At 61.7% G+C, this 13,242-nt stretch carries 12 protein-coding genes; all 12 read left to right on the forward strand.

All coding sequences use genetic code 11. The features are described from left to right. The first annotated feature begins 245 nt into the window (after positions 1 to 245). The gene (locus NKI20_RS07495; RefSeq protein WP_352829517.1) at positions 246 to 1,202 is read left to right on the forward strand and encodes a branched-chain amino acid ABC transporter permease; all 957 of its coding nucleotides are present in this window, start codon (positions 246 to 248) and stop codon (positions 1,200 to 1,202) included. Beyond that, positions 1,202 to 2,242: a branched-chain amino acid ABC transporter permease gene (locus tag NKI20_RS07500; RefSeq protein WP_352829519.1), complete on the forward strand. Its 1,041-nt coding sequence runs from the start codon at positions 1,202 to 1,204 to the stop codon at positions 2,240 to 2,242. Before NKI20_RS07495 ends, NKI20_RS07500 begins: the two co-directional genes overlap by 1 nt. Then, complete coding sequence (locus NKI20_RS07505) at positions 2,242 to 3,027, forward strand: ABC transporter ATP-binding protein (RefSeq protein WP_084629368.1); 786 nt, start codon at positions 2,242 to 2,244, stop codon at positions 3,025 to 3,027. Before NKI20_RS07500 ends, NKI20_RS07505 begins: the two co-directional genes overlap by 1 nt. Continuing rightward, complete coding sequence (locus NKI20_RS07510) at positions 3,014 to 5,173, forward strand: ABC transporter permease (protein WP_352829522.1); 2,160 nt, start codon at positions 3,014 to 3,016, stop codon at positions 5,171 to 5,173. Before NKI20_RS07505 ends, NKI20_RS07510 begins: the two co-directional genes overlap by 14 nt. Beyond that, positions 5,174 to 6,013 (forward strand): phosphoenolpyruvate hydrolase family protein, encoded by an 840-nt coding sequence (locus NKI20_RS07515; RefSeq protein ID WP_352829523.1) that lies wholly within the window; start codon positions 5,174 to 5,176, stop codon positions 6,011 to 6,013. 5 nt (positions 6,014 to 6,018) lie between these two features. Further along, entirely contained in the window at positions 6,019 to 8,703 is a 2,685-nt protein-coding gene (locus NKI20_RS07520) for a flotillin domain-containing protein (RefSeq protein WP_352829525.1), read from the forward strand. Position 8,704: 1 nt separating this feature from the next. Then, positions 8,705 to 9,142 carry an SRPBCC family protein gene (locus tag NKI20_RS07525; protein ID WP_023725041.1) on the forward strand — a complete coding sequence of 146 codons (438 nt, stop codon included), beginning with the start codon at positions 8,705 to 8,707 and terminating at the stop codon, positions 9,140 to 9,142. Positions 9,143 to 9,241: 99 nt separating this feature from the next. Further along, positions 9,242 to 9,658, forward strand: a complete 417-nt coding sequence (locus NKI20_RS07530) for a nuclear transport factor 2 family protein (protein WP_023725040.1) — start codon at positions 9,242 to 9,244, stop codon at positions 9,656 to 9,658. Between the two features lie 13 nt (positions 9,659 to 9,671). After that, positions 9,672 to 10,118, forward strand: a complete 447-nt coding sequence (locus NKI20_RS07535; RefSeq protein ID WP_023725039.1) for an SRPBCC family protein — start codon at positions 9,672 to 9,674, stop codon at positions 10,116 to 10,118. Then, positions 10,115 to 10,921 (forward strand): FAD binding domain-containing protein, encoded by an 807-nt coding sequence (locus NKI20_RS07540; protein WP_352829527.1) that lies wholly within the window; start codon positions 10,115 to 10,117, stop codon positions 10,919 to 10,921. Before NKI20_RS07535 ends, NKI20_RS07540 begins: the two co-directional genes overlap by 4 nt. Further along, complete coding sequence (locus NKI20_RS07545; RefSeq protein WP_352829529.1) at positions 10,921 to 11,403, forward strand: (2Fe-2S)-binding protein; 483 nt, start codon at positions 10,921 to 10,923, stop codon at positions 11,401 to 11,403. The genes NKI20_RS07540 and NKI20_RS07545 overlap by 1 nt, the downstream gene beginning before the upstream one ends. Then, entirely contained in the window at positions 11,400 to 13,241 is a 1,842-nt protein-coding gene (locus tag NKI20_RS07550) for a xanthine dehydrogenase family protein molybdopterin-binding subunit (RefSeq protein WP_352829531.1), read from the forward strand. Before NKI20_RS07545 ends, NKI20_RS07550 begins: the two co-directional genes overlap by 4 nt. Position 13,242 lies beyond the last annotated feature (1 nt).

A 13,242-nucleotide genomic window follows, 5' to 3' on the forward strand; every position in this document is an offset into this window, starting at 1 on the left:
CCCCGCGCGGGCACCTTTTTCCGATCCGCTGCGTCGTGACGAGACTTTCGGGTAAATCCGTCGGCGTCGACTGATCCTAATTTAGATTCACAGAGAAAGAGGGCGCGGCTGCGAGCATCGCCCCGAGGAGGAACTGTGTCCGGATTCGCCAAGTCGCTAACTGTACCCGACGTCTGTGCGGAAGACGCATCGTGAGAGATTTTGCTGCCCGTCGTCCCCTGTCCACAGGGCTCATCGGGCTCGCCTTGCTCGCCCTGATCTGGCTGATCTTCGCCGTCTGGCCTGCAGGTCTGGAGGACGTCATAGGGCGCAAGAAGGTATTTTTGAACGCCTTCTTCAACGGCATTACACTTGGCGGTCTGTATTTCCTCGTTGCCTCTGGCTTCACCCTGATCTTTGGCCTCATGCGCAACGTGAATATGGCGCATGGTTCGCTCTACCTGCTTGGCGGCTACGTCGGTTTCTTTGTCTCCGAATGGACGGGTTGGTGGCTTCTCGCCTTCCCCGTGGCGTTCGTGGTCGTCGGCGCGCTGGGCGTCGTCATGCAACTTGTCGTCTTCCGGCCGATCCAAGGTCAGGACCTGCGTCAAACGCTGGTGACGATCGGTCTGTCCATAGTGATTGCGGATCTCATGCTGTGGGGTTTCGGAGGCGACTTCTATAACATCCAGGCGCCATCATGGCTGGGTGGGCCGATGGCCACCTTCTTCGTCACGGCGGTCAAGCCTTCGGGCGATGCTGTCTATCTCAGCTATCCGCTCGTGCGGGTCGTCATCTTCGCCGCATCTGTCGTCGCTGGCATTGGAATATGGCTGCTGCTCAATCGGACCCGTATCGGCATGGTGATACGTGCGGGGGTTGACGATGGCGAGATCCTAGAGGCCATGGGGGTACGGCTTCAAATTGTGTTCGTCGCCGTTTTTGCCTTCGGCGCGGGGCTCGCCGGTTTGGCCGGAGTCGTGGGGGGTACTTTCCAGTCGCTGGCTCCTGGCGAGGACATTCGGTTTCTGCTGGGCTCACTCGTCGTGGTCATCGTGGGTGGCATGGGTTCCATTCCCGGAGCAGCGATCGGCGCCCTGATTATCGGTCTCTCCGAACAGTTCGGGTCCGTCTACTTCCCGACCTATGCGGTGGTGGTCACCTTCATCATCATGGCTGTGGTGCTTGCGTTTCGGCCACAGGGCCTGCTGGGGAGGGCGTAATGGCTTTCAATATCGACCAGCCCCGTACCGAACCGTTGCTCCTTGAGCGCGTTCCGCCCGCGTATTGGATCATTGGGTCGCTTCTTCTGACGATGCCCGTTTTCGCCGGCCCTTTCGTCCTGTTTCAAATCTTCGGCTGGAGTTTCGCCCTTGGCCTGATTGCGCTCGGGCTCACCGTGCTGGCCGGCTACGGCGGCATGGTTAGCCTGGCCCAAATGACCGTTGCGGGCTTTGCCGGCTATATGCTTGCGATTTTCGGCAACAGCGCCGTCGTCTCGATCAGCCAGGGTTGGCCATGGTATGTGGCAATTCCGCTGGCGATCATCCTAGCTGCTTTATTCGCGACCGCCATCGGCTGGCTGGCGGTACGAACAGCCGGCATTTACACGATCATGATCACGTTGGCGGTGGCCGCCGCGTTCTTCTATTTTACCCGGCAGAATTACGACATTTTCAACGGCTTTACAGGGTTCAACCACACACTGCCGCCGGAACTCTTCGGCATAAATTGGCGACACCCGGTCCCGTTCTATTACCTGTCTCTCGCCATGGCGGCGCTGTTTTACGCCATTGTCTGTTACGTCGTGCGCGCCCCATTTGGCATGGCCCTGCAAGGGGTGCGCGACAATTCCCGGCGAATGGCGGCCCTTGGCTATTCGGTTACCGCTCATCGGGTCTCAGCCTATACGTTCGCCGCCATACCCGCTGCCATCGGCGGGATATTGCTGATGTGGGGTTCAGGGCAGATTTCGCCTGGCACTGCGGGCATTGGACCGGCGATCGACATGTTAATCATCGCAGTCGTCGGCGGCCTTCGTCACCCTATCGGTCCCTTCATTGGTGCGCTGTTGTACGTCGTCCTCAAGACGTTTGCGATCGACATCCTCATGGCGCTTGGGTTGGGCGCGGAGCGGTTCAATCTCCTGATCGGTGTTGGATTTCTTGTCATTGTGGCGCTTTCTCCAGACGGCATTCTCGGCCTTTGGGACCGCTGGCGCGATTCACGAGGGGTCGACCGCCTGACGGGGAGGCGATCGTGATGGCCGTGGCCCCAAGCATCGCCGCTGGCGCAGCAAACGCGCTTGAGCTACGCGGATTGTCCAAATCGTTCGGTGCGCTGGCAGCACTGGCCGATATTGATCTGGTCGTAAGCCCCGGTGAACGTCGTGCTGTGCTCGGCTCCAACGGAGCCGGAAAGACAACCCTCTTCAATTGCATCACTGGCGACTTTCGGCCAACGGCCGGTGCCATCCGTTTCTTTGGCGAGGACGTCACCGCGTTTCCGGCTTACGAGCGCATTCGCCGCGGGCTGCGCCGGACCTATCAGATATCCCTTCTGTTCGGCGGGCTTTCTGTTGCCGACAACATCTACCTTGCTTGCCGGGGCGTGTCGCGCGGCAGGTTCTCGATGCTGCGGCCCAGACGCGACGACGCACTAGTCGCTGCTTCCGAAGACCTCGCCCGCACCGTCCACCTTTCGGATGTGAGCGACAGACGCGTAGCCGACTTGTCCTACGGCCAACAACGCCAGCTCGAGATCGCCATGGCGTTAGCGGGCGCGCCTCGCCTAGTGCTTTTTGATGAGCCGGCGGCCGGACTGAGCCCGACCGAGCGGCGGAATCTGGTCGACATTCTCACCGGTCTCCCAAGCCACATCGGCTACATCATCATCGAGCACGACATGGATGTGGCGCTACGCGTCAGTGACCGCGTCACCTTGATGCACAACGGCCGCATCTTCAAGGATGGCAAACCAGCCGAGATTGAAGAAGATCCGGAAGTGCAGGCGCTCTACCTCGGCGGAGGCGAGCATGGCCACTCCTGAGCACGGGATTCCAGCGCTCGAAGTGCGCGACCTCAACGTCTATTATGGGCGCAGCCATGCGTTGCAAGGCGTCAGTCTGACCTTGTCGCGCGGAGTCATGTCCGTTGTCGGCCGCAACGGGATGGGCAAGACGACGCTGTGCAAGGCGATTATGGGCATTTTGCCCGCAGCATCCGGATCCGTGGCGTTCCGTGGCTGGCAGACGAGTGGAGCTCGTCCGGCCGAGATTGCGCGTGCCGGCATCGGCTATGTGCCGCAGGGGCGGCGCCTATGGCGTTCGCTCACCGTTGACGAGCACCTGCGGCTCGTCGCAACGAAAGGCGGCGCCTGGACGCCTGAGCGTGTCTACTCGATTTTTCCTCGTCTTGCGGAACGCCGGCAAAACGGTGGTGCCCAGCTTTCGGGTGGCGAGCAGCAGATGCTGGCGATCGGGCGCGCCCTTCTCACAAATCCGAAGCTTCTAGTGATGGACGAGCCGACCGAGGGGCTGGCGCCTGTGATAGTCGATCAGGTGGCCGAAATGCTTGTCGATCTCGGCCAGCAGGGCGACATCGACGTTCTTGTGATCGAACAGAACATCGGCGTTGCTTGCGCGGTCGCTCGCGACGTGGCGATCATGGTCAACGGCCGCATCAGCCGGATCATCGACGCCCATGTTCTCGCCGGCGATCGGGATCTTCAACAGACATTGTTGGGGGTCGGACGCCACGCGCACGACGAGATCGCGCCTGCTGCCGAGCCAGCCGCCTCCATCCCTGCAAGCTCGACTAAAATATATGTTTCCAACCCGGTGGCGCCGACACGGTGGACCCCTCCCGTCCCCGTCGGGCTCATCGAGGGCGCGGCCCGTACGATGACGCCGGTCGCAACGATTGGCTCGGGCCGCGCCGACCCTTCCGATCGACGGAAAACTCCGAGTGGCGGTGTAGTCTATGTCTGCGGCACCCTGGATACCAAGGGCATCGAACTGCGCTTCATGCGCGACATTCTCAAGGGCCATGGTCTGAATGCCCGGCTCGTAGATCTGTCCACAACCGGAAAGCCATCCGGCGCCGAGATTCCGCCCTATGTGATCGCCGCTTTACACCCCCGCGGTGCGGCAGGAGTCTTTACCGGGGATCGCGGCTCGGCCGTGGCGGGCATGACCTTGGCGTTCGAAGCATGGATGAAGAGGCAGACCGACATCGCTGGCCTTCTGGCGGCAGGTGGGTCAGGGGGCACAGCTATGGTCGCTCCTGCCTTCCGGGTTCCGGCAATCGGCGTGCCAAAGCTGATCGTATCTACGGTCGCCAGCGGCAATACCGCGCAATATGTAGGTCCCGCCGATATCATCATGATGCATTCGGTCGCCGACGTTCAGGGTATCAACTCGATCACGCGCGAGGTCTTGGGCAATGCGGCCAATGCCCTTGCCGGAATGGTCAAGGCACGTCTGGTTGAAAAGCCGCCGGCGCCTGCCAAGCCGGCCATAGGCCTGACGATGTTCGGCGTCACGACTCCCTGTGTCGACGCGATCACGTCGGCCTTGAGCGCCGACTACGACTGCCTCGTCTTCCATGCGACCGGCACGGGCGGACGGGCCATGGAGAAATTGGTCGATTCGAAGCTTCTCGACGGCGTCATCGACATCACCACGACCGAGCTCTGCGATATGGTCGCCGGCGGCGTCTTTGCGGCGGACGAGACACGTTTCGAGGCCATGATCCGGTCTGGCCGGCCGTACATAGGCGCTGCCGGCGCGCTAGACATGGTCAACTTCAATGCGCCGGAAACGGTGCCCGAACGCTATCGCGATCGGCTGTTCTACCGGCATAACCCGCAGATCACGCTGATGCGCACAACGGTCGAGGAAAACGTAGCGATTGCACGTTTCCTGGGCGCCAAGCTGAACCGGATGACTGGCCCGGTCCGGTTCTTCCTGCCCGAGGGCGGTCTTTCGCTGCTGGACGCGCCAGGCAAACCCTTCTGGGACCCAGAAGCCGACGCGGCCCTGTTCAAAACTCTTGAGAACGTGGTGCAGCAGAACGCGAACCGGCAACTGATCCGCGTCAAAGAGAACATCAACGACCTCGACTTCGCTCAACTCGTTGTCCGCACGTTCCGCTCCCTCCACACACAAACGCCTGCCGCCAGAAAGGGCGCGTGAATGTTCCCTCGTAATGAGCTTCTGAAAAAATTTCGCGCCATGCGTGACCGAGGCGAGCCGATCATCGGCGGCGGTGCGGGTACCGGTCTGTCGGCGAAATGCGAGGAAGCGGGCGGTATCGACCTGATCGTAATCTACAACTCCGGCCGCTACCGAATGGCCGGTCGCGGCTCGCTTGCTGGTCTCATGCCGTATGGCGACGCGAATGCAGTCGTCATGGAGATGGCCACCGAGGTCCTGCCCATCGCCAGAAATACGCCGATATTGGCTGGTGTCTGCGCTACCGATCCGTTTCGGCTGATGGACCGTTTCCTGGATCAGGTGAAGTCTGCTGGATTTTCCGGCGTGCAGAACTTTCCGACAGTCGGCCTGATCGACGGCAATTTCCGGGTCAATCTGGAAGAGACTGGAATGGGCTATGCTCACGAAGTCGAGATGATCCGCATGGCGCGGGCGCGCGAACTTCTGACGACACCTTACGTCTTCAGCGAGGCCGACGCCCGGGCAATGGCTGAGGCCGGAGCAGACATCATCGTGGTGCACCTGGGGCTGACGGTCGGGGGTTCGATCGGCGCCGGCACCGCGGTCAAACTGGAAGAGGCGCCCGCAATAACCGACGCCTGGGCCGCGGTTGCGCTCGACGTCAATCCAGATGTGCTCGTGCTGGTTCACGGGGGCCCGGTCGCTACACCGGAGGATGCCGCGTTCGTGCTGAACAACACCAGGCATTGCCATGGTTTCTATGGCGCATCGTCAATGGAGCGGCTCCCCACGGAGCAGGCGATGACCGAGCAGACCTCGAAGTTCAAGAAGATCGTTCGTCAGACGGCCGGGAGATAAGCCACATGATAGGTCAACTTATCGGACAACTCATACTCTGGCTCATACTGGCCGTAATTGTCGTCTTCGTCCTCTTCTGGGTGATGCACTGGCTCTATCGCCGGTCGACGAAAGAGGTGGCGTTCGTACGCACCGGCTTCCTCGGCGAAAAGGTGGTGATCGACGGCGGTGCATTTGTTTGGCCAATCGTCCACGACATCACGCCCGTCAGCATGAATTCCATCCAACTCGGTGTTACCCGCGATCGGGAGCAGGCGCTCATCACCAAGGACCGGCTTCGCATCGATGTAGATGCGGAGTTCTATATTCGCGTCAAACAGGATCGGCAGAGCGTCAGCCTGGCCGCTTCGACGCTCGGGCGCCGCACACTTGAGCCGGAGCGTATCCATCAACTTCTTTCCGGCAAATTCGTTTCGGCGCTGCGCACCGTTGCCAGCCAATTAACGATCGACGAAATCCATGAGAACCGCGACGACTATGTCGCGCGGGTGCAAGCGGTCGCTCAAAACGGATTGGACAAGAACGGGCTGGAACTTGAAGCGGTGGCTATCACCGACATCGACCAGACGGACATCGCATATTTCAATCCATCAAACCGGTTCGACGCAGAAGGCTTGACGAGCGTCGTCGAGGCTGTCGAAGGGCGGCGGAAGCTGCGCAACGACATCGAGCAGGAAACCATGACGCAAATCCGGGCACGCAACCTGGAGGCGGAACGGAAATCGCTCGACATCGAGCGCGCAAGCGAGGAAGCCCGGCTCGAACAGGAACGTGAGATCGAATTCCGCCGCGCCGCGCAGCGATCCGAACTGACGCGCGAGCGTTCTGAACGTGATCGAGATGCCGAGCATGCGACCCTTCTCTCCCGGGAGGCGGTCGAGACGTCGCGCATACGGATCGAGCAGCAGATCACCGAGGCACGGATCGCTTCTGAGCGTGAGGTGCGCCAGCTTGAGATTGGGCGGAAACGCGCGATCGATGAGGCCGAGATCGCGACCGTCGAAGTTATCGAGAAGGCGCGGCTGACGCAGCAGCAGGAGATCAGTGCGACCCGTATCAAGAACCAACAGAGCACCGATGTAGCGGAGATTACGGCTCTCGAGACTGTGGGAAAGGCTCGCATCACCCAGGAACGAGTCGTCACGGAAGCGCGGATCGCGAATGATCGGGAGACGCAAACGCAGGAAATTGAACGGCAGCGTGCAGTCGACGAAGCCGGGATCACGGCGCGTCAAGTGGTCGAGACGGCGCGCATCGCCAACGAGCTACACATCACGGAGGCGCGCATCGGCATGGAAAGAGCGACTCGCGAAGCCGAGATCGCACGCAACCAGGTCGTGGACGAGGCCGAGATCAAATCAAAACACGTCACGGAAGAGGCTCGGATAGCGCGCGAAAAGGCGCTCGCCGCGGATCGCATTGCCTATGAGCAGGATTTCAAGGAACGCGAAATTGCACGGAACCGCGCTGTGGAGCTTCTCGCGGTTTCCGCCGATGAGGAAGTGCAGGCGGCCAAGATCATGGAGCAGGTGCGGTTGCGCACGGCCGAGATTGCCCGCGACGGCGAAATTCGCTCGCGTGAAATCGCGAAGAATGAGGCAATCGAAACGGCCGAGATCAGTTCGCGCCGACAGGTCGATAGCCAGCGAATTGATGAGGAAGGCGCCACCGCGGCGGAGAAGATCGCCCGTGACATGCGCGTTAGGGAGCTGGAGATCGAGCGAAACAAGTCCAACGATTCTGCTCAACTCGTCGCCGACACAGCTGTCGAGACAGCGCGGGTGACGAAGGCGAAGACCATCGATGCCGAGAAGATCGGCGCCGAGTTGGCTCTCGATACACGCAGGCTCGAGCGGCGCAAGGCGTTGGAGCAGCTGGAGATTTCGCGCGTCCAGATCGTGCGCGAAGCCGAAATCGCCAGCCAGGAGGAGATCGAACGGGCCCGGATCGCTTCGGAGCGCGGGCTCGACGACGCTCGCATAAGTCATCAGACGGACCGTCGCAAGCTCGAGATCGCACGGGAGAAGGCGGTGGAGGAGGCCGCTATGGAGAAGGCGATCACTATCTACGCGAAGTCGCTGCAGGAAAGTGCGGCCGCCGTCGAAGCCGAACAGGCACGAGCGCTCGCTGCAGGGGCCGCCGAAGAGGTGGCCACGGCGCGCGAGACCGCCGCCGCGAAGCGTCGCAAGGCGGTCGATGTGACGATGGCCGAGAAGGAAGCGGAACAGACGAAGATCGCCGCCGGCGCCGACAAGATCCGAGCGGCTGTCGAGGCCGAGGCGCAGAAGCTCATCTACGAGGCCGAAAACGTGCTGTCGGATGGCGCCCGCTTGGGAATGTTCCGACGTCGGCTGCTCGAGCGGATCGAGGGCATTGTTGCGGCTTCGGTGAAGCCGCTTGAGAAAATCAACGAGATCAAAATCGTGCAGCTGGGCGGCAGTGGTGCTCCCGGTTGGGGGGGCGAAGGCGATGCTAACCGCCCAAGTCCCACCGAAGAGGTGATCAACTCGGCGCTGCGCTACCGTGTGCAGGCGCCGATGATCGACAGCCTGCTGGCCGACATCGGCATAGACGGGTCGAACATCGCGCGCCAGGGCGGCTTGATCCGAGATGCCGCAGACATGCAGCGCGTCGCGGCGGACACTGCCAAACAGAAGGCAGCGCCGAAGACCGACGGCGGGAAGGCCTGAGATGGCGCGGGTCTATGCATCGTCGGTGATCGGCGCCCCGGCAGCCAAGGTTTGGGAGCGTGTGCGCGATTTCAACGGGCTGCCGCGGTGGCACCCGCGCATGCGCGACAGCCGTATCGAAGACGCGCTGCCTTCCGACAAAGTCGGTTGTATTCGCAGCTTCCAACTTCAGAACGGTGACCGGCTGCGTGAACGTCTACTCGGTCTCTCCGACTACGACATGTTCTGCACCTACGAGATCGTCGAGAGCCCGATGGCGGTGACGGATTATGTCGCCACCCTTCGACTTACGCCCGTGACCGAAGGAGACCGCACGTTCATCGAGTGGTCGGCCGAGTTCGGGTGCGACCCGAAAGACGAGGACGACCTTGTCAAACATATCAGCCGAAATGTCTTCATGGGCGGCTTTGAGGCGCTCAAACGCCATTTCGCGGGCTGATGACGTGGACTGAAAACCAAGTTCAACAAAGGGAGGAAGACAATGCAACGCATAACATGCCTGATAGCAGCGAGCCTGGCGACCATGGTGAGTGGTGCAATGGCGCAGGACAAAAAGCCGACACTGCCGCCACTGAAGGTTCAGTCCAACGCAGAGATGGTCGTCGTCGAACATGTCGATGCGCTGAGCAAATGCGACTGGAATCGGCTCATGGCGCAGTACCCTGAGGAGATTCTTTTCATTCTGCCGAACGGCGGCTCGGTCGAAGGCCGGAACGCGGTCGGTGACCTATTCACCGGCTTCTGCAAAGAGCGCGCCGCAGGCGGCTTCAAGGGCGCGGTCTTTAGCCCCGAGAAGGTCAAGACGATCGGCGACACGGTCGCCGTCTCTTGGCGTGTGGATGCGCCCTGGCTGGCAGAGCCTTACAAGGGCGCCGACGCCTATATCACGAAGGATGGCCTCATGTACACGCAGGTCACGACCTTCGATCCCGCCGGAATGAAGTTGAAGAAGTAAGGCGGCATAGGTCGTGGTCAGGGTCGTCCGCAGCACCATCGTCAGCGCGCCAATCGAGGCGGTCTGGGACGTCGTGCGTGACTTCAATGGCCACGACCGCTGGCACCCAATTGTCGTGGAGAGCCACATTGAGCGCGGATTGTACTCTGACCGCGTCGGCTGCGTGCGGAACTTCCGTTTGGCAAACGGCACCGAAATGCGTGAGAAGCTCCTTACGCTGTCGGACCTGGAATGGGCGCTCAGCTACTGCCTCCTCGATACCCCACTGCCGATCTTCAACTATGTGGCACACGTGCGCCTGCTTCCCGTGACTGACGGGCATCACACCTTCTGGGAATGGCTAGGCCGGTTCGATGCACCAACCGGTCGAGAGACCGAGTTGGCCTCCATGATCGGCAACGACATCTACCAAGCCGGATTCGACGCAGTCCGCAGCCAATTGGAGGCTAGCACGTCGTGACAACGATAGAGCGATTTCAGACAATAGCGGAAGCGGCGCGTTCCGGCCACGCCAGGGACGTCCATGTTCTAGGCGGCGGAACGCTGCTGATGCGGCAGTTGAACTACGCGCCCCAGAGTGTGGCCCGCATTCTCGTGGTTGAAGATACTTCTATGCGTGAGGTGACATCCGCGGGCAACCGCATCCGGATTGGCGCTGGGGTTACCTTTGCCGCAATCGCCTCAACCCCCGATCTTGCGTTTCTCGCGCCGGCTGCGCGCGCTATTGGTGGACCCGCCATCCGCAACATGGCGACAGTCGGAGGCAATCTCTTCGCGCCGTCTCCCTACGGCGATTTCACCACCGCGCTCCTGGCGGCAGGGGCGGACGTGGTCATGGCGGATGACCGCACCGAGGCGTTAGAGACCTTCCTTGCTGCGCGCGGGACTGTAATGCGCGGCCTGGTCGCTGCCGTAACCGTCCCACGGCTGACGACTGGCGAGTTCCGCTTCCGAAAGGTTACCCGGGTAAAGCCCAAGGGAATTTCGGTCATGAGCATCGCCGCGCACCTACCGAAGACTGGGACGCGTTTCGGCGAAGTGAGGATCGCGTTCGGCGCCATGGGACCACGACCCCTCCGTGCCCGAGCCGCCGAGGCAGCTCTCCGCGGCGCTCCGTCCGACCTCGCGGGAGTGCAAGCCGCCCTTAGGGTCACTTGCGACGGTCTCGAACCCGAAGACGACGCGCTCGCCAGTGCGTGGTACCGCCGCGAAGTGGCTGCGGTTCATCTCGGACGTCTGCTGATAGAGGGGCAAGGCGCCTGATGCCGAAAACCGCACTTTCCTTCCATCTCAATGGCACTGAGCGATCGGTTTTCGTGGACGATGGAGCAAATCTCTTGGATGTGCTGCGCCGCGGCGCGGGCGACCTCTCACCGAAATACGGATGCGGGCAGGGCACATGCGGCGCCTGCTCCGTGCGGATCGATGGCGAGCTGCGACTGGCCTGCCTGACCTTGGCCGAAACCGTCGCCGCTACACATGTGCAGACGCCGGCGGGCCTCGCCGATGGGCCTGTCCTCGATCCCTTGCAGACCGCGTTCATTGAAGGCTTCGCCGCGCAATGTGGTTTCTGCACCGGGGGCATGCTGATGGCCGCCAAGACACTGCTCGTCCGAAATCCTCGGCCAAGTCGAGAACAAGTCGCCGAGGCAATATCCGGCAATCTATGCCGCTGTACCGGCTACGAGCCGATCATCGACGCCATCCTGACCGCAGCCAACCGCGCGGGAGTGAATTCCCTATGAGCTCCATCGAATTCCGGCGCGACCTCTTTGCCGACGAGCGAGACGACACGCTCAAGGTAATCGGCAAGCCGCATCTGCGCGTTGACATCATCGGCCACGTTACCGGCCGCACTCGATATTTTGACGATCACCTCTTTGACGGCATGCTGCACATGCGCGCCGTTCGATCACCGCATCACCATGCTCGAATTCGCGGCATCGACACGTCGGCGGCGGAACGCATGACCGGCGTCATTCGGATCGTACGCGCGGCGGATGTACCGCGGAACCTCAATACGCTGCTTTCTATCATAGGGTTCGGGCGAGACGACGAACCGCTGATCTCATCGACGAAGGTTGCCTATCGGGGCGAGCCGGTGCTGGCCATCATCGCTACGAGCGAGAGCCAGGCCCGTGCCGCCTGCGACGCGGTTCGCGTCGATTGGGAGGTGCTGCCGCACGTGCTCGATGTCGAGGAAGCAATCGCTCCCGGTGCGCCGTCCGTGCAAGAGGCCTATCCTAACAACACTTTCGACTACGGTCCTTACGATCATCAGAAGTTGCGTTTTGGCGATGTCCAGGCCGGATTTCGCGCGGCGAAACATATTGTCGAGGCGACCTATCAGATGTCGCCGATCGAACAGGCGCCCATGGAGACTTGCGGCGCCATAGCCGCGCCTGAGACCAACGATCGATATGTGTGCCACACCAGTACCCAGGCCCTGTTCTTTTCACTCGGGACGACGGCCAAGATTCTCGACATCTCATCAGCGCGGCTTCACTTCATCGGCGGCACCGTCGGTGGTGGGTTCGGGGGCAAGGTGGACAGCATTACCGAGCCGATGGCCGTCCTGGGTGCCATGCTCACCGGACGCCCCGTCAAGTTTCAATGGGACCGCGAAGAGGAGATGCAGGTCGGCGCGCCCCGTGGAGCGGAGCGCTGGGTTCTAAAAGATGGCGTTGCCGCGGACGGCCGCATCCTGGCTCGCGAATTCACCGGCTATTTCGACAGCGGCGCCTATACGCGCCTATCGTCCTATGCGGTACAAAAAGGGACAGGCCACCTGCCGGGTCCCTATACGATCCCCAATGTCGCCGCCAACGTCTATATGGTGTTCACCAATCGTACGCCGGCCACGGCGATGCGCGGCTTCGGCGTCACCGGTGTTGATTTTGCGATTGAATGCCACATGGATCGGGTTGCCGAGGTGGTCGGCATAGACCCGATAGAGTTGCGCATCCTCAACGCCTATCGCGATGGCGACATGAAGGCGCATCGGCGCGTCGCCAAGAACACCGCGCTGATCGAGTGCTGCCAGGTTGTGGCGGGCAAGGCCGATTGGTCACTGCGGCCCGAGTTTCTACAGGCGTCGAGCCTCTCTGGTGGCGGGACACCGGAGCGAGCCGTTATCCCCGAGACCGCGCTCGACACCGAGGGGAAGATCGGTGAGCGCCGGCAGGGCAAAGTCTCGATGAACGGACCATCGCCGCGCGCGAGCAGGATGCTCCCTGCTGGAACCGTGCATCCACAGGATGCGCGGGCGTTGGTACAAAATCGGGACATGGTGCTTGAAGCGGGACGCGTGGGTCACCGGACTGGCGCGCCGAGGCTTGCTCCTGAAGCGACAGCCGGTTCGCCACCGGGCCTGCCACCCGTAGTGCCGCGTGTCGCCATGCCGCCGGCAGCAGCGGGTGTAGCACCCCCCGCCGGCAGCAGACAGCCGCCGCCCATCCCACCAACACCTATGGCACCGCTACCGCCGCCGTCTTCTGCACCCTACCAGCCGGATGAGGCATTCACACGTGGCGTGACGCGGCCGGGTGCGTCGCGGTTTCTCTCAGGCATACGGAGGCGATGAA

The organism is Mesorhizobium sp. M0830 (genome assembly GCF_040319965.1).
Taxonomy (GTDB): Bacteria; Pseudomonadota; Alphaproteobacteria; order Rhizobiales; family Rhizobiaceae; genus Mesorhizobium.

Bases quoted from the DNA above. Each gene is read 5' to 3' on its own strand.
- NKI20_RS07500 (WP_352829519.1), top strand. From the start codon at position 1,202: ATGGCTTTCAATATCGACCAGCCCCGTACCGAACCGTTGCTCCTTGAG.
- NKI20_RS07505 (WP_084629368.1), top strand. From the start codon at position 2,242: ATGGCCGTGGCCCCAAGCATCGCCGCTGGCGCAGCAAACGCGCTTGAG.
- NKI20_RS07510 (WP_352829522.1), top strand. From the start codon at position 3,014: ATGGCCACTCCTGAGCACGGGATTCCAGCGCTCGAAGTGCGCGACCTC.
- NKI20_RS07515 (WP_352829523.1), top strand. From the start codon at position 5,174: ATGTTCCCTCGTAATGAGCTTCTGAAAAAATTTCGCGCCATGCGTGAC.
- NKI20_RS07520 (WP_352829525.1), top strand. From the start codon at position 6,019: ATGATAGGTCAACTTATCGGACAACTCATACTCTGGCTCATACTGGCC.
- NKI20_RS07525 (WP_023725041.1), top strand. From the start codon at position 8,705: ATGGCGCGGGTCTATGCATCGTCGGTGATCGGCGCCCCGGCAGCCAAG.
- NKI20_RS07530 (WP_023725040.1), top strand. From the start codon at position 9,242: ATGGCGCAGGACAAAAAGCCGACACTGCCGCCACTGAAGGTTCAGTCC.
- NKI20_RS07545 (WP_352829529.1), top strand. From the start codon at position 10,921: ATGCCGAAAACCGCACTTTCCTTCCATCTCAATGGCACTGAGCGATCG.
- NKI20_RS07550 (WP_352829531.1), top strand. From the start codon at position 11,400: ATGAGCTCCATCGAATTCCGGCGCGACCTCTTTGCCGACGAGCGAGAC.